Annotated in this window: 19 protein-coding genes; 12 read left to right on the plus strand and 7 right to left on the minus strand. The window is 72.2% G+C overall.

Going from position 1 to position 21,374, the window contains the following annotated elements:
- The first annotated feature begins 295 nt into the window (after positions 1-295).
- Complete coding sequence (locus IO36_RS42845; RefSeq protein WP_051899865.1) at positions 296-2,320, plus strand: cell wall-binding repeat-containing protein; 2,025 nt, start codon at positions 296-298, stop codon at positions 2,318-2,320.
- A 208-nt stretch (positions 2,321-2,528) separates the two neighbouring features.
- Here the strand turns inward: IO36_RS42845 and IO36_RS00505 are convergent, their stop codons facing one another.
- From IO36_RS00505 to ctaD, 3 genes are all read right to left on the minus strand, one after another.
- Positions 2,529-3,992 carry an FG-GAP and VCBS repeat-containing protein gene (locus IO36_RS00505; protein ID WP_037614700.1) on the minus strand — a complete coding sequence of 488 codons (1,464 nt, stop codon included), beginning with the start codon at positions 3,990-3,992 and terminating at the stop codon, positions 2,529-2,531.
- 319 nt (positions 3,993-4,311) lie between these two features.
- Positions 4,312-4,875 (minus strand): hypothetical protein, encoded by a 564-nt coding sequence (locus IO36_RS45650; RefSeq protein WP_063764807.1) that lies wholly within the window; start codon positions 4,873-4,875, stop codon positions 4,312-4,314.
- Positions 4,876-4,877: 2 nt separating this feature from the next.
- On the minus strand, positions 4,878-6,467 hold the full coding sequence (ctaD, locus tag IO36_RS00515) for an aa3-type cytochrome oxidase subunit I (RefSeq protein WP_051899867.1): 1,590 nt from the start codon (positions 6,465-6,467) through the stop codon (positions 4,878-4,880).
- 859 nt (positions 6,468-7,326) lie between these two features.
- Between ctaD and IO36_RS46615 the strand changes: the two genes are divergently transcribed.
- Positions 7,327-7,992, plus strand: coding sequence for a DUF4142 domain-containing protein (locus tag IO36_RS46615; protein ID WP_051899869.1), 666 nt, complete (start codon positions 7,327-7,329; stop codon positions 7,990-7,992).
- Positions 7,993-8,159: 167 nt separating this feature from the next.
- Here the strand turns inward: IO36_RS46615 and IO36_RS42850 are convergent, their stop codons facing one another.
- The gene (locus tag IO36_RS42850) at positions 8,160-8,789 is read right to left on the minus strand and encodes a hypothetical protein (RefSeq protein WP_051899871.1); all 630 of its coding nucleotides are present in this window, start codon (positions 8,787-8,789) and stop codon (positions 8,160-8,162) included.
- A gap of 563 nt (positions 8,790-9,352) precedes the next feature.
- Between IO36_RS42850 and IO36_RS00530 the strand changes: the two genes are divergently transcribed.
- Together IO36_RS00530 and IO36_RS00535 are read left to right on the plus strand one after the other, a co-directional pair.
- Positions 9,353-9,697: a MerR family transcriptional regulator gene (locus IO36_RS00530; protein WP_037614702.1), complete on the plus strand. Its 345-nt coding sequence runs from the start codon at positions 9,353-9,355 to the stop codon at positions 9,695-9,697.
- 92 nt (positions 9,698-9,789) lie between these two features.
- The gene (locus IO36_RS00535; protein ID WP_037614704.1) at positions 9,790-10,137 is read left to right on the plus strand and encodes a hypothetical protein; all 348 of its coding nucleotides are present in this window, start codon (positions 9,790-9,792) and stop codon (positions 10,135-10,137) included.
- A gap of 179 nt (positions 10,138-10,316) precedes the next feature.
- Here IO36_RS00535 and IO36_RS00540 read toward each other — a convergent pair whose 3' ends face one another.
- Together IO36_RS00540 and IO36_RS00545 are read right to left on the minus strand one after the other, a co-directional pair.
- Positions 10,317-11,138, minus strand: a complete 822-nt coding sequence (locus tag IO36_RS00540; protein ID WP_209441127.1) for a hypothetical protein — start codon at positions 11,136-11,138, stop codon at positions 10,317-10,319.
- A 91-nt stretch (positions 11,139-11,229) separates the two neighbouring features.
- A complete protein-coding gene (locus tag IO36_RS00545; protein ID WP_245173069.1) occupies positions 11,230-12,441 on the minus strand; it encodes a threonine/serine exporter family protein in 1,212 nt (403 codons plus the stop codon).
- A 571-nt stretch (positions 12,442-13,012) separates the two neighbouring features.
- Here IO36_RS00545 and IO36_RS00550 point away from each other — a divergent pair.
- The 5 genes from IO36_RS00550 (at position 13,013) to IO36_RS00570 (ending at position 17,481) form a co-directional block, all read left to right on the plus strand.
- Positions 13,013-14,482 (plus strand): glutamate/gamma-aminobutyrate antiporter GadC, encoded by a 1,470-nt coding sequence (locus IO36_RS00550; RefSeq protein ID WP_037614707.1) that lies wholly within the window; start codon positions 13,013-13,015, stop codon positions 14,480-14,482.
- Complete coding sequence (locus tag IO36_RS00555) at positions 14,479-14,916, plus strand: hypothetical protein (RefSeq protein WP_037614708.1); 438 nt, start codon at positions 14,479-14,481, stop codon at positions 14,914-14,916. Before IO36_RS00550 ends, IO36_RS00555 begins: the two co-directional genes overlap by 4 nt.
- A 2-nt stretch (positions 14,917-14,918) precedes the next feature.
- Complete coding sequence (locus tag IO36_RS00560; RefSeq protein ID WP_037614709.1) at positions 14,919-16,277, plus strand: dipeptidase; 1,359 nt, start codon at positions 14,919-14,921, stop codon at positions 16,275-16,277.
- 58 nt (positions 16,278-16,335) lie between these two features.
- On the plus strand, positions 16,336-16,950 hold the full coding sequence (locus IO36_RS00565) for a hypothetical protein (protein WP_063764808.1): 615 nt from the start codon (positions 16,336-16,338) through the stop codon (positions 16,948-16,950).
- Positions 16,951-17,085: 135 nt separating this feature from the next.
- Positions 17,086-17,481 (plus strand): TOBE domain-containing protein, encoded by a 396-nt coding sequence (locus IO36_RS00570; protein ID WP_037614712.1) that lies wholly within the window; start codon positions 17,086-17,088, stop codon positions 17,479-17,481.
- 16 nt (positions 17,482-17,497) lie between these two features.
- On the opposite strand, the gene IO36_RS00575 is transcribed toward IO36_RS00570, so the two are convergent.
- Positions 17,498-17,995, minus strand: coding sequence for a molybdopterin-dependent oxidoreductase (locus IO36_RS00575; RefSeq protein WP_037614714.1), 498 nt, complete (start codon positions 17,993-17,995; stop codon positions 17,498-17,500).
- A gap of 217 nt (positions 17,996-18,212) precedes the next feature.
- Between IO36_RS00575 and modA the strand changes: the two genes are divergently transcribed.
- The 3 genes from modA to IO36_RS00590 all read left to right on the plus strand — a co-directional run bounded on the left by modA (position 18,213) and on the right by IO36_RS00590 (position 21,188).
- Entirely contained in the window at positions 18,213-19,058 is an 846-nt protein-coding gene (gene modA, locus IO36_RS00580) for a molybdate ABC transporter substrate-binding protein (RefSeq protein WP_037614716.1), read from the plus strand.
- Positions 19,059-19,078: 20 nt separating this feature from the next.
- Positions 19,079-19,948, plus strand: coding sequence for an ABC transporter permease (locus IO36_RS00585; RefSeq protein ID WP_037614719.1), 870 nt, complete (start codon positions 19,079-19,081; stop codon positions 19,946-19,948).
- Between the two features lie 61 nt (positions 19,949-20,009).
- Positions 20,010-21,188, plus strand: a complete 1,179-nt coding sequence (locus IO36_RS00590) for an ABC transporter ATP-binding protein (protein WP_078942919.1) — start codon at positions 20,010-20,012, stop codon at positions 21,186-21,188.
- Positions 21,189-21,374 lie beyond the last annotated feature (186 nt).

Genomic DNA, 21,374 nt, shown 5'->3' on the forward strand with positions numbered 1-21,374 from the left:
GGCCCTGACAGGTGAAGCGGCAGCTCCGGCACGGGACCGACCACGTCGCTGATCCCGGTGTCCCCCGGCGGCGCCCACGAGGAGCGAAGCTCTGACCTCACCGGCGCCCGTCACGGGGAACGGCAGGAAACCGGTCGACCGTCTGCCGCGCGCCCGCGTCGGCTGCCCCTGCCGCCACGGTTGTCATGGCCCGGCGCTACAGTTTCGCCGCTGCCGTTCGGACGACGCACACGTTGCCGTCCGTTCGCCTCGGGGGAGGGGCAGACGCAGCCATCCATTCATCTGTGGGGGCACATTGAACATCTCTGCGCGTCGCGGATTCGCGGCGCTCACGACCGCCGCGGCACTCGCCGCCGGTCTCGTCGCCGGGCTCCCGGGCCAGGCGACCGCCGACACCGCCGGCTGGCCGGCCACGGACGGCAGACTGCTGTACAACGAACTCGGCTCGCTGCAGTACATCAATCCCGACGGGACCAGGAGCGTCTCGTTCTACGAGACCGCGAATCAGGCCGCCTGGTCCGCCGACGGCAGCCAGATCGCCTACGTGGACTCGGCCCACGGCCTTCTCCGCACGGAGACGTACGCCCAGGAGGCGATTCGGGGCGCCGACGTCGTCATGCCGACGGGCAGCGGCTGGCATCCGACCGATCCGACGTTCTGGTACGGCGGCGGCGACATCGTCTTCACCGCCGGAGGCCGACTGCGGGTGGCCGTGGCCAACAGCGGCCGCGCACCTCAGACGCTGTTCGGCACCGACGTCGACGGCTGTGACTCCAAGGCCAGCGGCGCCGTCAACGGCAAGCTGGCCTTCGTGCGCACCGGCACGAGCTGCTCCACCACCGGCACTCCGGCCGTCTGGGTCTACGACGGCCCCACCAAGGCGTTCAAGAAGGTGGCCGCCGACGCGGACGAGCCGAGCATGTCCCCCGACGGGCAGTCGCTGGTCTTCACCCGCAGCGTCGCCGGACACAAGCAGCTCTTCACGATCAAGGCCGACGGCACCGGGCTGACCCAGGTCACCACGGACCCCATCGACCACAACCGTCCCGCCTGGTCGCCCAAGGGCGACCGGATCGCGTACGACACCTACGTCACCGGCAGCGCGGACACCGGCCCCAGCGGTTCGCAGATATGGATCCGCGACCTCGCCGCCGGCACGGAGACGCGTGTGCCGACGGCCAACGGGACGGACGTCGCCTGGCAGCCGATCCGGAAGAACGCCATCTCCCGTGTCTACGGCTCCGACACCTACGACACGAACATCGCGTCGTCCAAGTGGACGTGGAACACGCTCGGCAAGAGCGTGCCGGGCCTGATGAACGCGAGCTCGGCGGTCCTCATCAGCAAGACGGACTCCGCGTACGCCACCACCGCGACCTCGCTCGCCGGGAAGAAGCACGGACCGGTGCTGATGACCTCCCGCACCGGCCTGGACTCCTCCGTCCAGACCGAGCTGAAGCGCATGCTGCCCAAGGGCAGGACCGTCTACCTGGTCGGCGGCACCAGCATCCTCAGCAGCTCGGTGGCGTCCAAGGTGACCTCGCTCGGGTATGTCGCCAAGCGGCTGTCCGACGTGTCGCGCTACTCCACCTCGGTGGCCGTGGCGAAGACGATCACCAGTGCGCCGAAGTACGTGTTCCTGGCGACCGGCACGGACTACCACAACGCCCTCGCGGCGAGCTCCGCCGCCGGTGCCATGGGCACCTCGGGGACCGCGGTCGTCCTGCTGACGCAGGGCTCGACCATGACCGCGTCGGTGTACGGCTACCTGAACAAGTACAGCCCGAGCACGACGAAGATCATCACGGTGGGGGTCGACGCCGAGTCGGCGCTGACCAAGGCCTACAACGGCGGCAAACTGCCCCACTGGCCCAGCAAATACAGCTACTACCGGCTCACCGGCAGTCCGGCCAGGGCCGCCCTGCAACTTGCCGACTTCTGGTGGTCGTCGCCGTCGGACGCCGCGGTGGCCTCGGTCAACAGCTGGACCGGCGGCGTCTCCGCGTCGTCGGCGATGACCACGTTCGGCCCGCTGCTGTGGACCGACGTCACCTCGCTGACGTACGACACCAAGGCGTACCTGATGACCACGTCGGCGAGCCTGAACCACGTGGCCGTCTTCGGCGGCAACGGCTCCGTCGACGCGAAGGTGATCCCGTTGATCGGCAGGGCCATCGGCGTGGACAGCGCCTACACGTACACCCCGTACTACAAGGGTGACGTCCCGCAGAGCCCGGCCTCCCAGCCGTTGTCCGCGAGCACCGGCAAGCCCGTTCCGGCCCCGGATCTGGCCCCGCTCAAGGTCACGGTCTCGAATTGACCCCGTGTCCGGGCCGCCTTCCTTCCGGTCGGCGGCCCGCGGCGCGGCTGACCGACCGACTCGCCGGAACACCGCTCGTGCCGGACCCTGCCGGAATGCTGTGAGCACGGGAAACGGCGGGCGGTCCGGAGTGGGAACGCGGAGAAGGCCCGGGCGGTTGCCCGGGCCTTCTTGCTGAGCTGCTCAGAGCTGCTCAGGGGGTCGGGGTCTAGTCCGCGAAGACCGAGCCGAACTGGGGGTAGCCCGAGGTCGACAGGCCCGAGGCGCTGGCGGACAGGGCACGGGAACCCGTCGTGACGATCTTCGTGCCGTTGGAGGGCAGGTACGTCACGGCGCCGTCGGCCGTGTTCTCGTACGAGCCGACGAGGAGGTCGGCCCTGCCGTCGCCGGTGACGTCGTCGAGCTTGACGTCGGCGCCGAACAGGTCGCCCTTCTCGTCGCTGCCCGGGACGCCCACGGTGCTCTGGGCGAAGGACTGGACGCCGGAGGTGACGTTCACGCCGTCCGCGGAGCCGTAGAGCACCGTGACCATGCCGGTGTTGCTCACCCCGTCGATGTCCTCGTTCGGGGCCGAGACCACCAGGTCCTGGTAGCCGTCGCCGTTGACGTCACCGAGGTCGAGGTCCCAGCCGAAGGCGTCGCCCTTCTCCGAGGTGCCGGGCACGCTGCCGGTGTTCTGGGTGATGTACGTGGTGGCGGCCGGACCGGACGCGGAGCCGTACGTGATGTTCATGCGGCCGCCGTCGGAGGAGTCCGGGACGGTCTCGCCCTCCGAGGTCTTCGCGTCCCAGCCGACGCCGGTGACGATGTCGCCGAAGCCGTCGCCGTTGATGTCACCGATGCCGGTGACGATGCCGAGCCGCAGCTTCACGGCGGAGGACGCGCTCAGCCCGCTCGCGGTGCCGGGAAGCCAGTAGTTCACGTTCCAGTCGTCGGAGTAGCCGTTGACGACCAGGTCGGTCCTTCCGTCGCCGTTGACGTCACCGGCGGCGAGGTGCTGAGGACCGTTGGTGCCGCCGGCCACGATCGGCGGCTTGACCGTCGTACGGGCGCCGGGGGTGCCCGCCGTGGTGAAACCGCCCTTGTAGACGTAGAGGGTGGCGGCGGAGCTGCCGACGACGAGGTCGGCCTTGCCGTCGCCGTCGAAGTCGCCGGCGGCGAGCGTCATGCCCCAGTAGTCGTGCGAGGAGGGCGCCGGGTCGGTGACGGTGACGCTCTTGCCGGTCAGGCCGCTCCGGGAGCCCCAGAGGATGGCGACGGTGCCGCCGTCGGTGTCGGTGCCGACCTTCTCGTGCGGGGTGCCGACGGCGAGGTCGTCGAAGCCGTCGCCGTTGAAGTCCGCGTAGGCGAGGGCGTAGCCGAACTCGTCGCCCTTCTCCGCGGTGCCGGGAACACCGGTGGTGTTCTGGCTCAGGGTGCTGCGCCGGGTGGTGGACACACCGGTGGCGGAGCCGTAGAGCGCGACGACGGACCCGGCGTCGGCCTGACCGCTGACCGCGGCACCGGAACCGGACGCGGCGACATCGCCGATGCCGTCGCCGTTGAAGTCCGCCTGGGCGACCTTGGTGGCGTCCGCGGCGGACGCCGGGAGCGCCGCGACGGTCAGCAGACCGCCCGTCAGGGCGGCGGCCGTTGCGGTCGCGAGAGCGATCCGCAGGTGCTGCTTCTGCATGCGAGATCTCCTGCTGCGTGCGAGACGCCCGGGGCACCCCGCAGTCGATGAGGCACCGATCCGCCACGTTCGCCGGGAGTTGTCCTGGACGTCCCCGGGGCGACACGAGCGGTTCGGTGATCAAGAGACCAACGCCGGGAGGCAAGGGTTGTACGGCAGTTCGAGCGGATGACGGACACGATCCGGAGCCGCACACACGACACCCCCCGGCCGGCGGCACGGGGGGTGTCGGTCGTACGAGCGGGGGTGCGCGTCACCAAATGGAACGACCTCTGGCACATGCGCGAGCCGCCGAACCCCCTCGACCGGGAGGGGACCCTCAGGGGCGGCCCGGGTGGCGGTTCGCCGGATGGCGGCCGCCGGGCGGGTGGGCCGCCGTGGCCGCGAGCAGGAGGAACAGGGCGACCAGGGTGGCGGGGACGGCGGCCGTCAGCCAGTACGGGCCGGTGGGGCCGCCGGCCAGCAGGAGGGCCGCCGTGGCCGCCGCGGTGAGGAGTCCCGCGGCGAGCAGGGCCGCGAAGGCGTTCCGGCCGGTGCGGGAGCGGTCGTCGGCGGCCTGCGCCCTGCTCCCCAGCCGGGCCCAGTGGCGGGCCGTCTCCTCGGCCTCGCGCCGGCGCCGCAGGGCCGCCCGCGTCCGGTAGCCGCACGAGACGGCCGCGCCCGCCGCGGCGGTGAGGGCCGGAACCCACCACGGCCCGGCCACCAGGAGCAGGACCGCCGTCACCCCGGTCGCGCCCCAGGCGCTCACGCAGGCCGCGGCCGCGTCCCGGCGGGAGCGGGGACGGTCGTCCCCGGCGCGCAGATCGGCGAGGGCGGGGACGTACCAGACGCTGCCGGACACCGTCAGCAGGGCGGCGCCCAGCGCCAGAACGGGCTGCGCCACGGTCAGTTCACCGCCTCGGCCGCGGCGATCTCCGGGTGGTGCAGGTCGAACGCCGGGGACTCGGAGCGGATCCGGGGCAGCGAGGCGAAGTTGTGCCGCGGCGGCGGGCACGAGGTCGCCCACTCCAGCGAACGACCGTAGCCCCAGGGGTCGTCGGTCTCGACCTTCTCGCCGTACCGGGCCGTCTTCCACACGTTGTAGAGGAACGGCAGGATCGACAGGCCCAGCAGGAACGAGCCGATCGTGGACAGGGTGTTGAGGGCCGTGAAGCCGTCCGAGGCTAGGTAGTCGGCGTACCGGCGGGGCATGCCCTCGGCGCCCAGCCAGTGCTGCACCAGGAAGGTGAGGTGGAAGCCGACCGTGAGGGTCCAGAAAGTGATCTTGCCGAGGCGCTCGTCGAGCATCCTGCCGGTCATCTTCGGCCACCAGAAGTGGAACCCGGCGAACATCGCGTACACGACCGTGCCGAACACCGTGTAGTGGAAGTGGGCCACGACGAAGTACGAGTCGGAGACGTGGAAGTCCAGCGGCGGTGACGCCAGGATGACCCCGGTCAGCCCGCCGAAGACGAAGGTGACCAGGAAGCCCGTGGTCCACAGCATCGGTGTCTCGAAGGACAGACTTCCCTTCCACATCGTGCCGATCCAGTTGAAGAACTTCACCCCCGTCGGCACCGCGATCAGCAGGGTCATGAAGGAGAAGAACGGCAGGAGGACGCCACCGGTCACGTACATGTGGTGGGCCCACACCGTCACCGACAGGCCCGCGATCGCGATCGTGGCTCCGATCAGGCCCATGTAGCCGAACATCGGCTTGCGGGAGAAGACCGGGATCACCTCGGAGACGATGCCGAAGAACGGCAGCGCCAGGATGTAGACCTCCGGATGGCCGAAGAACCAGAACAGGTGCTGCCAGAGCAGCGCTCCGCCGTTCGCCGGGTCGAAGACATGGCTGCCGAACTTCCGGTCGCACTCGAGCGCGAGCAGCGCCGCCGCCAGGACCGGGAACACGATCAGGACCAGCACCGCGGTCAGCAGCACGTTCCAGGTGAAGATCGGCATGCGGAACATGGTCAGCGCGGGGGCGCGCATGCAGACGATGGTGGTGATGAAGTTGACCGCGCCGAGGATGCTGCCGAAGCCCGACAGCGCGACCCCCATGATCCACATGTCGGCGCCGAGCCCCGGCGAGTGGACCGCGTCCGAGAGCGGCGCGTACAGGAACCAGCCGAAGTCGGCCGCCCCGCCCGGGGTGAGGAAGCCGAACGCGGCTATGGAGGACCCGAACAGGAACAGCCAGTAGGCCAGCATGTTGAGCCGGGGGAAGGCCACGTCGGGCGCGCCGATCTGCAGCGGCATGATCCAGTTGGCGAAGCCGGTGAACAGCGGCATCGCGAACATCAGCAGCATGATCGAGCCGTGCATCGTGAACGCCTGGTTGAACTGCTCGTTCGACATGATCTGCAGCCCGGGCCGGGCCAGTTCGGCGCGCATCAGCAGCGCCATGACACCGCCGACACCGAAGAAGGCGAACGCGGTCACCAGGTACAGCGTCCCGATCCGCTTGTGATCGGTGGTCGTCAGCCAGTCCACCCAGGACGCGCGGACGGGATCCTCGGCGGGCGCGGCACCAGACGTGCCGGCTGGGCGGGGCGCGGCACCAGACGTGGCGGTTGTGCGGGGCGCGGCACCCGACCTGCCGGTTGGGTCGGGCGCGGCACCCGACGTGGCGGCGGTGTCCGGCGTGGCACCCGACGTAGCGGCCGTGTCGGGCGCGGAGGCCGCGGTGCGTGGTCGCACCGCCTCCCGCGGGTCTGTCTGTGCCTCGTCCACCGGACGACTCCCTCCCCTTCTCTCCTGGACCGCCCGCGGCACGCGTCCCGCTCGGGGCGTCCGTCCCGCCTGGGCGTCGGCGGGCCGGGAAGTGCCGCGCACGGGGGTGGACGCGGCGCCGCTTCCCGGCCGCCGCCTCATGATCGACGCGGGGGCACGGGGGCCGGATAGGGCCGAACAGCCCTCGCAAGGGCCCTGTCCGAAGGGCCCAACGGCCCCCTCCGCCCTCTCGCCGAGGGCGGACGACCCCCGGCCCGGCTCCCGCACGCGGTCCGTACGACGGGCCCGGATGCCCCCCTTTGTCCGGCGCCGCACGGGGCAACTGCCCCACGGCAGCGCGAAAGCGGGCGTGCGGAGGGAGAACGGGGCGTGCCCGGACCAGTCGTGCACCCGGGCATCCGTCCGGCCCGGTTCCTTGGGCCGTTCGGCCCTATCGGCCCCGTGCGGCGCGGTGATCTTCTGGCCGGGCGGCCGGGTGCCCCGCTCACTCGACTCCCGTTCCCCCGTGCGGGAGAGGGGTCGGAGCACTCGGTACGCGCCAAGAACGGCTCCGGCCGGTACGGACCGCACCGGCCTGGTGAAGGTTGCCGGAGAACAGCCGGTCCTCAGGGAGGCTCAGTTGCGGCGCAGCTTCATCACGATCTGCTTGATGCTGGCGATCGGCGCCACCATCGGTTCACTGGCGTACCCGGTCTTCTACTCCTACCCGCACCGCTTCGACGCGGTGAAGGCCGCCATCGCCGACCCCGGCCCCGTGGTGAACACACCGTGGGGACCGCTGAGCAGGGCCGACCGCGACCTCGTGGTGCAGGTGGAGGTCGACGGGCTGTGGGAGATATCCGCGGGCAGGCAGGCGGTCGACCGGGCCCCGACGAAGGCCATCAAGGAGGCCGGCAGCGAGCTGGTGACCGGCCACACCGCGCTCGACAAGCAGGTGAGCACGGTCGCGGCCAAGCTCGCCATCACGCTGCCGACCGGGCCGACCGTGGAGCAGCAGGGCTGGCTCGCCCAGCTGACGGCGGCTCAGGGCGACAGCTACCGGAGGGAGTTCGCGAACCTCTTGCGCGAGGAGCACGGCAGGCTCTTCCAGCAGCTCGCGCAGGTGCGCAGCAGCACCCGTAATTCGCTGGTGCGGGATCTGGCCACCGCCACCAACCGGACCGAGCTCGGTCACATCACCGCGCTGGAGAAGACCGGTTACGTCGACTTCGACACCGTCGCGACCGACGCGACGGCCTCTCCGGCCACGGCGGCCACGCAGGTTCCGGCGCCGGCGGCGTCCTGAGACGGGCGGCGCCGGCACTGCGGGTCCCACCGGCCCGGACGCCCGGCACCCCCGGTCCGCGCACCCGGCACCCCCGGTCCGCGCACCCGGCGCCCCGCACCTCCGGGACGCCGGGGAGCCTGCACGGCCCCGGCGCCATGCGGTGCGGTGCGGTTGACTCAGCGGGCTCAGGGCGCGATCGAGCAGTCCCCCCAGACCGTGGCCAGGGCGGGGGGAATCGCGGCGATGTCGCCGCAGCCGTGCGCGCTCGCCGGAAAGCCGTCGGTCGCGACGTAGGCCCAGCCGCCGCCCGTGTCACGGAAGTACTTGGTGGCGCTGCCCTCGTCCTGCATGCCCACGAGTTCCGCCTGGCCGGCGCCGGCCACGGGCTGGAAGCGGGTCGCGGCGTAGCGGACGGTGCCGCACCGGCCGTAGAAGAACAGATGCGGCACCGGTCCGATGTGCTCGAGGTGGACGACGCGCCGGTACACCCGGGTGACCTCGGCCTTCACCGGGCCGTCGGCCGTCAGGTTGCGGCAGCCGGCGGCGGGCGTGGCCGAGTGACCGGCCGGGGCGGCGGAGGCGGACTTCGCCGGCGACCCGTCGGCCGGCTCGCGCGAGGGGGTGGACGCGTCGGCGGAACCCGCGCTGGGTGACGCGGCCGGCGCGGACGTCCGTACGGCGGCCGGGGCCGAGGAGTTCGCGGAGGTCGGGCCGTCCCCCGCGGCGGAACCCGCACCCCCCGAGTCCTGACAGCCTGTCAGCAGCATGATCCCGCTCGCCAGTGCCAGCACCGCGTCACGTCTGAGACCGGACATCTCCCACCCTTGCTCTCAACGGCTTTGCCCCACAGGACAGCAGGGAACCACCTGGTAGTTGCAGGGTGAAGGAGGCGGGATGGTCACGGTTGCGCATCCGGGCGCCGGTCCGCCGCCCGCGGCTCCGCCCACCCCCTCGCCACCCGCGGCGATCGCTGCGCGCCGCAGAAAATCTGATTCCGGTGCGGCGCGAAATCTATGTTTGTCACGGTAGACATCGGGCGTCGGCGTGATTAGGGTTTCTTGTACAGACCTCGTCGGCTCGGTGGAGTCCAACTCCCGGCCCGGCGAGGGAGTGACTCCGAGCCAAGGACGGAGGAAGCAGACGCCATCAGGATCGCCCGGCCCCGGAGCAGCACGGCCGGGTACGCAAGAACCCGGAATGGACGGTGGTTCCCGGTCACGGCATACACGATCCCCGCTCACCCGCCCCGCAGTCGGGCCCGGTAGCGGAAACAGAAGGTCGGCTCCGTGACGGAGCCGTCAGATGGTGTTCAATCTCCTTCGGGGCCCTGGTGCCGTACGGCAACGGGGCCCCTCGACGCGTGCCACGACGAGGTGAAATGACAGCGGACACTCCACTCGGTGGTCGTCTCGACGACGACGACTATCCCGCGTACACGATGGGCAGGGCCGCCGAGATGATCGGCACGACTCCCGGATTCCTCCGGGCCGTCGGAGAGGCCCGGCTGATCACTCCGCTCCGCTCGGAGGGCGGCCACCGCCGCTACTCCCGCCACCAGCTGAGGATCGCCGCGCGCGCCCGGGAACTCGTCGACCGGGGGACACCGATCGAGGCCGCCTGCCGCATCGTCGTCCTCGAGGACCAGCTCGAAGAATCCCAGCGCATCAACGCCGAGTACCGGCGCGCCGAGCAGGCGGCGCCGGAGGGATCGGCCGCCGGCTGAGCACGTCCCGGCGGTGACCTTCCGGACCGTCCGCCCCGGCCCGCGCCACCCGGCGTGCCCTTGCCGGTACGACGTACAGGAAGTGGCCGACCATGATGTACGACCAGACACGCGCCCAACAGCCCGCGGACGGAAAGCCCCGTCCCGCCGGACGCCGGACGCAGGGCCCGGAGCCGCTGCTCGGGCCGGACGAACGTGCCGACGTCACCCGGCGGCTCCACCACGCGCTCAACACGTTCGCGCAGAATCCGCTGGAGGCGCTGGAGGAGGCCGAGACCGCGTTCGACGAGGCCGCGGCCCAGCTCATGAGCGCCCTCACGGAGCGGCGCCGCGACCTTCACGCCGGCTGGCACGGCCAGGAACCCGAGCCCCAAGGGGAGGAACTGCGCCACGCGCTGCGGCAGTACAGCGAGATGACCCAGCGACTGCTGCGCATGTGAGCCCGCACCGGCCCGGCGCGGCCGGCCCGGCCCAGGCGGTCGGGCGCCCCGGGTCCGGCCCCGGTGGTCCGGTGCCGGTGATCCGGGACTGGTGATCCGGAGCCGTGCGGCAGCGACCGTGCCGGTGCGGCAGCGACCGTGCCGGTGCGGCGGCGGCCGTGCCGGTGCGGCGGCGGCCGTCAGGTCACGTCGACGAAGTCACCGGCCGCGGTGGCCGAGCCCGTGGTGGACGTGCCGCCGAAGACCCAGCGCCAGTAGCCGTCCGCGTTCGCCGTGACCGTGGTCTTCAGCGCGCCGGTGGAGGACGAGGTCACGGTCTTCACCGTGGAGTACGTGGAGCTGTCCTTCGGGCGGAACTGGAGCTTCACCGACTGCCCCGCGAAACCGGTGTACTTGTGCTTCACCCAGTCGGCCCGGGTGAGGCCGCCCGTGACGGTGAGCGTCTTTCCCTTGGCGACGGGCTCGGGAGCCGCGTTCGCCGTGAGCTTCGCCCAGCGCTTGACCGCGACGCTGCCCGGAGCCGTCTTGTACTCCTCGGCCTTGAGCGAGCCGCTCGTCTTGAACAGACGGATCGACAGCCCGATCTTCCAGGTCGTGGCGTCGGCGTTGGAGTCGAGGCGGTAGCGCGGTTCGATGTACAACTCGCCCTCGCAGTGCGCCTTGTGGGTGCTGCCCGCCTCGAAGCAGGTGTAACTGCCGATGTAGATCCCCCCGCTGTCGGCACCGGCCGTCACGGTGGTGCCGTGGTAGAGGAAGGGATGGGCGTCCCAGCTCGGCTCGGGGCCCTCCACCGTGTACCCGGTGGGCAGGGTGAGGTCGAAGGTGACCGGAGGTTCCTTCACCTCCGAGGTGCCCACCACGATCGGCAGGCCCTTGTTCACGACCACGTTCGACACGGTGACGCCGGTGCTCGCGGCCTGCGCCTGCGGGGCCGTCAGCGCGGTGAGCGCCAGGGCCCCCGCGAGCGCGGCCACCGTGCCGATTCGTCTGCCAGGGTTCATTCACGCCTCTTCGATGCACGTACGCGATACGGAACCGCCCCGGACGGACAACTGTCCTGGTGACGGGACGGGGAGGGTATCAAGGACGTGATCATGTCTCCGAGGAGAGGTGCCCGCCGCGGCGGGCGGGGTGCGCCGGCTGGGCCAGCACCGCTCCGAGGACGAGGCCGACCGCGATGGCCGTGACGATCGTGACGAGTTTCAGCAGGTCACGGAAGCCCTCGATGACATAGCCGCCGGCCAGGGTGGTCAGCCCGCGCATGCCGAGGGAGCCGACGGTGAGGGTGAAGAAGCCGGGCAGCAGCAGGACGAGCCGGGGCGGCTGCTTCGGGCGCAGGGTGAGCCTGGTCGTGACGGCGGCCAGGACGGCGGCCGCGACGAACGTTCCGCCCGTCTCGCCGATCGCCTTGGTGGCCAGCGACTGCACGCCGACGGTGACGTACACCAGGGCGAGCAGGAGCGGCAGGAGCCGGAAGGGGATGGCGAAGGCCAGCAGCGTGCCGGCCGTGAAGACGATCCAGCTCAGGAAGAGCGCCCAGCGCGGCAGATCGGACGCGGCGGCCACGTCGAAGAGGGCGCGGGTGGAGGTGCCGGTGAGATACAGACCCAGCAGGACGCCGACGTAGAGCTGTACGAGGAGGAAGGCGGCGTAGACGAGCCGGATCGCGCCGGTGGTGATGAAACCGGCGGCGAGTTCGGCCGTGGCGGCGCTCAGATAGTCGCCGGGGACGAAGAAGAAGAGCGCGGGCAGCATGAGCAGGACGGGGCCGCCGTGCGCGGTGTCGCGGGCGAACACCTCGACGGTGATCACGGAGACGGTGGTCGAGACGACCAGCGGGAGCACCGGGGCGTACCGGGGGAACCGGTCCGCCGTGACGGCCAGCACGGCGGAGACGCTGCCGAGGACGGCCGTGGCGCCCACCTCGTACCAGGTGGACTGCATGAGCGGGGCGAAGCCCAGGGTGAACAGGACGATGCCGAGCAGCTTGAGCCACCAGGGGTAGGGCGGCGGGGACGTCTCGATCGCCACCAGCCCCCGGTGGGCCTCGGCCAGGCCGGTCCGCCCCGCGCGCACGTCCTGGACGAGCGGTTTGAGCGCCACGACCTGGTCGAGCCGGAAGACCTCGGGCACTCCGCGCAGGGTGACCGTCCGGGCCTCGCCGCGGACGGTGACGGTCAGCGCGGCGGCGTCGGGCACGAGGAGGACGGAGGCGTCGGCGCCCAGGGCGCGGGCGGTGTGCCGGACGGTGTGCTCGACGTCGACGGCGCCCTCACCGCTGGAGCGCAGCAGCAGCCCGGTCAACCGGGCCAGGAACGCGACGACTTCCCCCGGACCGGCCTCGACACCCGACCCGGCGCCCGGTCCACCGTCCCGCCCGGGGTCCGGCTCGGCATCCGGCCCGGGTTCCCGTCCGGCATCCGACCCGGGTTCCCCTGCGGCGTCCGGTCCGTGGTCCGGCCCGGCGTCCCGCCCGCCGTCGTGCCCGGCATCCGCCCCGGTGTCCCGCCCGCGGTCCGGCCCAGGTTCCCGTCCGGCGCCCGGCCCGGAATCCCGCCCGGAATCCCGTCCGGAATCCGGTCCCGTGTCAGGTTCCATCGGCCGCCTCCCCTCGCCGCGTGCCCCACCACCCGCCGGGATGCGCGCGGCCCCACCCCAGCCTGCGGAGCACCCGCCCGGCGGGCGAGCGAGGCGGTCCGAACGAGTGAGTGCGCCCTGGCGACGCGCGAACAGCCCCTCAGCCGGCCCGGGGTGTCAAGCGTCGGGGGCCGGTGGCGGTGGGCGATCACTCGGACGGATCACCCTGCGCGCGGAGCCGCTCACTCGGACAGAGGCTGGCCCCATCGCTCTCGACGCGCGGAACAAGGAGGGTCCGATGAGCTCGATGGACATGCCCGCGGACGCGCCACGGCCGGCGGCGCAGACGGCGCGGGTCTCGGTGCCGGCGGCACCCAGACTCACCTGGCTGACGCTGGCGCTCATGACGACCGCCTCGGTGGCGAGCCTGCGGGCCGCCCCCACGATGGCGGTGTACGGCCTGGCCTGCGTGTTCCTCTACATCGTCCCGGCCATCGTGTTCCTGCTGCCCACCGCGCTGGTCTCGGCCGAGCTGGCCTCGGGCTGGAACGGCGGTGTCTACCGCTGGGTGAGCGAAGGACTGTCGAAACCGCTCGGATTCCTCGCCGTGTGGTGCCAGTTCGCGATGACGATCTTCTACTACCCGAGCCTGCTGGCCTTCGTCGCGAGCACCATCGCGTACATCATCGACCCGGCCCTCGCCTCCAGCGGCCTCTACACCGCGATCGTCATCGTGGTCCTGTACTGGACCGGCGTCTGGGTCTCCTCCCGCGGCACCAAGGCACTGGCCGGACTGTCCAGTTGGGGCCTGGTCATCGGCACCCTGGTGCCCGGCACGATCCTCGTCGTGCTCGGCATGGTCTTCCTGGCCCAGGGCAACCCCTCGGCGGCGCCCATGACGGCGAGCCACCTGCTGCCGGAGTGGACGGGCCTGGCCAGCCTCGTCCTGATCGTCAACAACTTCCTCTCCTACTCCGGCATGGAGATGAACGCCGTCCACGTCTCCTCGCTGAAGGACCCGGCGAAGGAGTACCCGAAGTCGATGTTCCTGGCCATGGGCCTGGTGCTGCTGATCTTCATCCTGCCCGCGCTCGCCATCAGCTGGGTCGTGCCCGCCGACCAGACCAGCCTCACCGCCGGTGTGATGCAGGCGTTCGACGCGTTCTTCTCGTACTTCGACATCGGCTGGATGACCCCCATCGCCGCGGTGATGCTGATCTCCGCGTCGCTGGCGGGCATGCTGACCTGGCTCGCCGGGCCGTCCAAGGGCCTGCTGGAGATCTCCCGCAGCGAGGGCTACCTGCCGCCGTACCTGCAGCAGCTGAACCGGTTCGGCATCCAGCAGAACATCCTGGTCAGCCAGGGCATCGTGACCACGGTGATCGCGCTGGGCTACGCGTTCATCCCGAACGTCTCCAACGTGTACTGGATCTTCTCGACGATCACCACGCAGGTGTACCTCATCGTCTACCTGCTGATGTTCGTCGCGGCGGTCCGGCTGCGGAAGAACCAGCCCGACCACCCGCGCGGCTACCGCGTCCCGGCGCTCACCCTGGTGTGCGTGGTCGGCTTCCTGGCCTCGGCCGCGGCCATGGTCATCGGCTTCGTGCCGCCGTCCCAGTTCGGCAGCAACAGCGTCCTGGTGTACGTCGTCATCATCGGCTGCGGTCTCGGCGCCCTCGGCCTGCTGATCCCCTGGGCGTTCCTGAAGTTCCGCAAGCCCAGCTGGCAGTCGGAAGCCGCTCGCGAGGAGGAGGCGGGGGCATGAGTCCCACCCGGTTCGCGTCCGAGCACAAGTGGATCTACTACGGCGCGATCATCGTGCTGCTGGGCCTCGTCGTGGCCGGCCTCGTGCGCTACAAGGCCATCACGACGAACAACAAGGCCGTGAGCAAGGCCAACCAGCTCGCCGACGCCGCCGTGGAGGCCGGACTCCCGCGCCCCGACACGGAGTTGATCGCGAGTGTTCTGGGCACCGACGGCGGCCTGGTCTGCGACGATCCGGCCAGCGCCCTCAAGTCGGCACTGTGGAAGATCAACGTGTCCAACGGCGCCGCGTTCGTCGGGCAGCGGCCCGTCATCGGCGACGGCAGGGCACTCCGGGCGGAGGCCACGATCATCGAGATCTACTGCCCGGACAAGCTGGACAAGATCCAGGACCGGCTCGACGACCTGAAGACCGACGACACGGTGAGGCGCTGACCATGTCCGAACTCGCCGCGACGATCGCCGGGTTGATGGGCCGGGCCAAGACCGACCTGGCCGAACTCGTCGCGATCCCCTCCGTCGCCGACCCGCGCCAGTACCCTCCCGAGGAGTGCCGGCGCGCCGCGCAGTGGGTCGCGGACGCCTTCACCGAGGCCGGACTGCACGACGTCCACCTCGCCGAGACGCCCGACGGCAGCCACGCCGTCATCGGCCACCGCCCGCCGCCGCCCGGCGCCCCCACCGTCCTGCTGTACTGCCACTACGACGTGCAGCCGCCGCTGGACGACGACGCCTGGACCACACCGCCCTTCGCCCTGACCGAACGCGACGGCCGCTGGTACGGCCGGGGCACCGCGGACTGCAAGGGCAACATCGTGATGCACCTGACCGCCCTGCGGGCGCTCGGCGACGACATCCCGGTCGGCCTGAAGTTCGTCGCCGAGGGCTCGGAGGAGCAGGGCACGGGCGGCCTGGAGGGCTACGTCGCCCAGCACCCGGAGCAGTTCCTCGCCGACGCGCTGCTGGTGTGCGACACCGGCAACGCGGAGGTCGGCACGGGCACCGCCACCATCACCCTGCGCGGCCTCGTCAACGTCGTCGTCACCGTCGAGACACTGGCCGGAGAGATCCACTCGGGCATGTTCGGCGGCCCCGCCCCGGACGCGCTCGCCGCGCTGATCCAGCTGCTCTCCACCCTGCGCGACCCGGCCACCGGCGCCACCCGCGTCGAGGGACTGGACTGCGAGGGCACCTGGGAGGGCGTCGGCTACGACGAGGGGCAGTTCCGCGCGGACGCCGGAGTGCTGGACGGCGTGGGACTCACCGGGACCGGCACGGTCGCCGACCGGCTGTGGGCCCGCCCCGCCGTCACCGTCCTCGGCGTCGACTGCCCCCGGGTGGTCGGCTCCGCCGCCGCCGTGCCACCCACCGCCCGGGCCCGTGTCAGTCTGCGGATTCCCCCCGGCACGGACCCCGCGGCCGCCCGCGCCGCCCTCACCCGGCATCTCACCGGGGCCGCGCCCTGGGGAGTCCGGGTGAGCGTCGAGGACGAGAGCGCCGGCGCCCCCTTCCGGGCGGCCACCGACGGCCCCGCGTACGCGGCACTCGGCCGCGCCATGGACGAGGTCTACGGCAAGCCCCTGGCATTCCTCGGCCAGGGCGGCTCCATCCCGCTGTGCAACGTCCTCGCCGAGACCTACCCGCGCGCCGAGATCGTCCTCATGGGCGTGGAGGAGCCCAAGTGCCTCATCCACGCGCCGAACGAGAGCGTGGATCCGTCCGAGATCGAGCACATGGCCCACGTCGAGGCGCTGTTCCTGCGCACCTACGCCGACGCCAGGGAGCGCGGCCGCTGAACGAATCCCCCGGCCCGCGCGTCCCCGTACCGACCGGACGGCGGACGGGGAGGACCACATGAGGAAGCAGGGCAGGGCGAGGGCGATCGGCGGCATGACGGCCGCGACCGCGGTGGCACTGGTGGTGGTCCAGGGGTCCGCCGCCGGGTCGGGAGGCGGCGGGCGGGAGCCCGTCGCGGAGCACACGTCCGTGTGCGTCGGCACCCGGGCGGCGCACACGCCGCCCGGCCGGGAGCCGGCGGTGATCCGGATGGCCTCGTACGCGGACGGGATCGGCAAGGGGCGCCACAAGGACGTCTACACCGGCGTGTCCGTGGACGAGCGCCACAAGGCCGTGGACGTGTACCGGATCCCCTCCAAGGCCTTCGACGCGGACCTCTGCGCCCATGCCGAGAAGGGACTGAAGGTGCGGATCCACGACACGGACGTCACCGAACGACGGCTCATGACCCTCGTCGACCGGGTGGGCGACGACATGGACCGCTGGGACGGCCGGTTCCGGCTGAACCAGGTGGGCCCCGACATCCACGGCTACGTGATCTTCGGTGTGGACCGCCCGGCGACGGCCGAGCCCATCCTGAAGAAGGCCTTCGGCGCGTTCTGGGCCCGGCACATCAAGGTGATCCGTACGCAGACGCCGAGCACCGACTCGGGGACGGCGCGGCTCGGCTGACGGCGGCGCGGCCGGGCCCGGCCGAGGGCGGTGCGGGGCCGGTGCGCGGCCGGTGCGCGGCCGGCCGTGAACGGCCCGCGCCACGCCCGGGGTTCGGCTTGCAGGGGCGCGAACCACCTGCCTATCGTCGCGCCCATGCAGTCGTACACCATCGGCCAGGCCGCCCGGCTCCTCGGCGTGAGCCCCGACACCGCCCGCCGCTGGGCGGACGCCGGGCGGGTGGCCACGCACCGGGACGAGAGCGGACGGCGCCTGATCGAGGGCCGCGACCTCGCCGCGTTCTCGGTGGAACTGGCCGGAACCGGCGGCGAGGAGGGCGTCGCGTCCACGACCTCCGTGCGCAACGCGTTCCCCGGCATCGTCACCGCCGTCAAACTCGGTGACGTGGCGGCCCAGGTGGAGATCCAGGCGGGACCGCACCGGCTGGTCTCGCTGCTGACCCGCGAGGCCGTCGAGGAACTGGGCCTGGAGGTCGGCGTGGAGGCCACGGCCCGGGTCAAGTCGACGAACGTGCACATCGACCGCGCCTGAGAGCGGGCACGAGGGGTCAGTCGGCGACCTCGTCCGGCCAGGACGGGTAGCGGCCGTCCACCCTGATCGTGCCGATCCCGCTGATGTGCCGGGCCCCGCACCGGTCCTGGGGAAGGACGAGCTGCGGTCCGGCCCGGTCGAGCGGGGTGCCGTCGATGGCCACCGCCAGCAGTACCGGGGCGTCCGCGAAGTCGGGGTCGATCTCGGCCCAGGTGAGCAGCGCGTGATGGCCGTCCGCGCCCGCCACCGCGATGAGGAAGCGCAGCCGGTCCTTGCGGCGGGCCGGGTCGAAGCGGGGGCCGGCGTCCCGGAGCACGTCGTGCAGCAGCGGGCCCTCGAACGCGTGGTGCCGCACTCCGCTGGTGGCGCACTCGAAGGCCACCTTCACCCGGTGCTGGGGCCAGGCGAGCAGATCGGGCACGGTCAGCCGGGCGGGCCGGGCGAGATCGCCGGTCAGGGCGAGTTCCGCGAGCGGCGGGGCCGGCGGCGCCGGCCGGGTCGGGGACTGGCTCACTGGACAGCACCTCCCGGTGGACCGTACCCCGCGGGCGGCCCGGAGCAAACGCACATGCGTACATCCGAAGCTCATGGGCACAGCTCATGCGATACGACAGGAGACTTACAGCTCGCATCTGCGGAAGTATGATCAGGCCATAGCAGAGCGTGAGCCCAGGACTGAGGATCACGACGGAGGCTCCAGCGAGCCTCAGAGTCTTCGAGGGAGTAGATCCGTGACGACCCGATCCGCCCGCCGGAACCGCCGCAGCACCCGGACCCTGCAGGTGGCCGCCGTCGGTGCCGCCGCGCTGCTGGCCCTGAGCGCCTGTTCCTCCTCCGACGACAAGGCCGACTCCTCGGACACGACGAAGTCGTCCTCGTCCTCCTCCCCGAAGCTCTCCGGCACGGTGACCGTGTTCGCCGCGGCCTCCCTGAAGGAGAGCTTCACCGCGCTCGGCCAGCAGTTCGAGAAGGAGCACCCGGGCACCAAGGTCACCTTCAGCTTCGGCGGCAGCGACAGCCTCGCGGCGAGCATCACCGGCGGCGCCCCGGCGGACGTCTTCGCCGCGGCCAGCCCGAAGACGATGGCCATCGTGACCGACAAGGGCGACGCGGCGACGGCCCCCGCCACCTTCGTGCGCAACCAGCTGGAGATCGCGACCCTGCCCGGCAACCCGCACAAGGTCGCCTCGCTGAAGGACCTCACCAAGTCCGGTCTCAAGGTCGTCCTGTGCGACAAGACCGTGCCGTGCGGCGCCGCCGCGCAGAAGGCGCTGGACGCGAGCAAGCTGAAGCTCACCCCCGTCTCCTACGAGCAGGACGTCAAGAGCGCCCTGACCAAGGTGGAGCTCAAGGAGGCCGACGCCGCGGTCGTGTACAAGACCGATGTGAAGGCCGCGGGTGACAAGGTGGAGGGCGTGGAGTTCCCCGAGTCCGCCGACGCCATCAACGACTACCCGATCGCCCTGCTCAAGGACGCGCCCAACTCGGCCGCGGCCAAGGCGTTCATCGCGCTGGTCCAGTCCGCCGACGGCCAGAAGGTGCTGACGGACGCCGGCTTCCTGAAGCCCACGTCCTGACCCCCGTCACGAGTGATCCCATGACACCGTCCGACCCGTCCGCCGCCCCGGCCGACACCCTCACGGATGGGCCGCGGCGCGGGCGCGGCCGGACACCGGGCCGGGTCCGGGGCGGGACCCCGCTCCCGCTGCTGGTGCCCGCCCTCGTCGGGCTCGCCTTCCTGCTGCTCCCGCTCGTCGCGCTGCTGATCCGGGCGCCGTGGCGCAGCCTCCCGGACCAGCTCGCCAAGCCCGAGGTCTGGCAGGCCCTCAGGCTCTCGCTGTTCTCGGCCACGGCGGCCACCGCGGTGAGCCTGGTGCTCGGGGTCCCGCTCGCCTGGCTGCTGGCGCGTACGCGGTTCCCCGGGCGCGGACTCGTGCGGGCGCTGGTCACCCTGCCGCTCGTCCTGCCCCCGGTCGTCGGCGGTGTCGCGCTGCTGCTGGCGCTCGGCCGCAACGGCGTCGTGGGCCGGCTGCTCGACACGTGGTTCGGGATCACGCTGCCCTTCACGACGGCCGGCGTGGTCGTGGCCGAGGCCTTCGTCGCCATGCCCTTCCTGGTCATCAGCGTCGAAGGCACCCTGCGGGCGGCCGACCCGCGCTACGAGGAGGCCGCCATGACCCTCGGCGCCTCCCGCTTCACCGCGTTCCGCCGGGTCACGCTGCCCCTGATCGCGCCGGGCATCGCAGCCGGTTCCGTGCTGGCCTGGGCCCGGGCCCTCGGCGAGTTCGGCGCGACGATCACGTTCGCGGGCAACTTCCCGGGCCGCACCCAGACCATGCCGCTGGCCGTCTACCTGGCCCTGCAGAGCGACCCGGACGCCGCGATCGCCCTGAGTCTGGTGCTGCTCCTGGTGTCGGTCGCGGTCCTGGCCGGACTGCGCGACCGCTGGATGACGGCGGCCTCATGAGCGGCGCGCGGACGAGGACCGGGAACGACCGCCGGGCCGAGGAGGAAGAGGTGGTCGCGCCATGACCGAGGCGCACGAGGCGCATCCGGCACGGACGGCCGAACCGACCGACAAGGACACGGCCGGCGACCCGACCGGCACGAACACGGACGTCGGCCCGACCGGCACGGACACGACCGGCGACCCGACCGGCACGGACACGGGTCTCGACGCCCGGCTCGTCGTCCGGCGCGGCACCTTCCTCCTCGACGTCGAACTCGCCGCCGCCCCCGGTGAGGTCGTGGCCCTGCTCGGCCCCAACGGGGCGGGCAAGACGACGGCGCTGCGCGCGCTGGCCGGGCTCACCCCGCTGTCCGAGGGCGGCCGGCTGCGCCTGGACGGCGCCGCCCTGGACCGTACGCCGCCCGAGGCACGCCCCGTCGGCGTCGTCTTCCAGGACTACCTCCTCTTCCCGCATCTGTCCGCGCTCGACAACGTCGCCTTCGGCCCGCGCTGTCAGGGCGTGCCCAAGGCGGAGGCCCGGGCCCAGGCCGCCGTCTGGCTGGAGCGCATGGGTCTCGCCGAGTTCGCCGGGACCAGGCCGCGCCGGCTCTCCGGCGGACAGGCGCAGCGGGTCGCCGTCGCGCGCGCCCTGGCCACCCGCCCCCGACTGCTGCTGCTCGACGAACCCCTCGCGGCGCTCGACGCCCGGACCCGGCTGGACGTGCGGGCCCAGCTGCGGCACCACCTGGCCGACTTCGAGGCCGTCGCCGTCCTGGTGACGCACGACCCGCTGGACGCGATGGTGCTGGCCGACCGGCTGGTGGTCGTCGAGGACGGCAGGGTGGTCCAGGAGGGCGGGCCCTCGGACATCGCCCGCAGGCCCCGCACCGACTACATCGCCCAGCTCGTCGGGCTCAACCTGTACCGGGGCGAGGCCGAGGGCCACACCGTGGCGCTGGAGGCGGGCCCGGCGATCACCACGACCGAGCGGCTCGACGGACCCGTCTTCGTGGCGTTCCCGCCGGGGGCCGTGACGCTCCACCGCGACCGGCCCACCGGCTCCAGCGCCCGCAACCTGTGGCAGTGCCGGGTCGCGGGGCTGGAGACGCACGGGGACCAGATCCGGGTGGCCCTCACCGGCGAACTCCCGCTGGCCGCCGACCTGACGACGGTCGCCGCGGCGGAGCTGGGCCTGCACGCGGGCGCTCCGGTGTGGGCCACGGTGAAGGCGGCCCAGACGCACGCCTACCCGGCCTAGCGGGTCCGCGGGGCCGGGGCGCCGCAAGGCCGCGGGGCCGGGGCGCCGCAAGGCCGATGGACCGGGACGCCGCAAGGCCGCGGGGCCGGGGCGCCGCAGGGCCGATGGACCGGGGCGCCGCAGGGCCGGGTGCCGCATGCCCGCCCCAGCCGCTCCTCGCCGGCCGGGGCGCCCACGTCCCCGCTC

Origin of the sequence: Streptomyces aureus (assembly GCF_000725495.1) — a bacterium.
In the GTDB taxonomy this organism is placed as follows: Bacteria; Actinomycetota; Actinomycetes; order Streptomycetales; family Streptomycetaceae; genus Streptomyces; species Streptomyces aureus_B.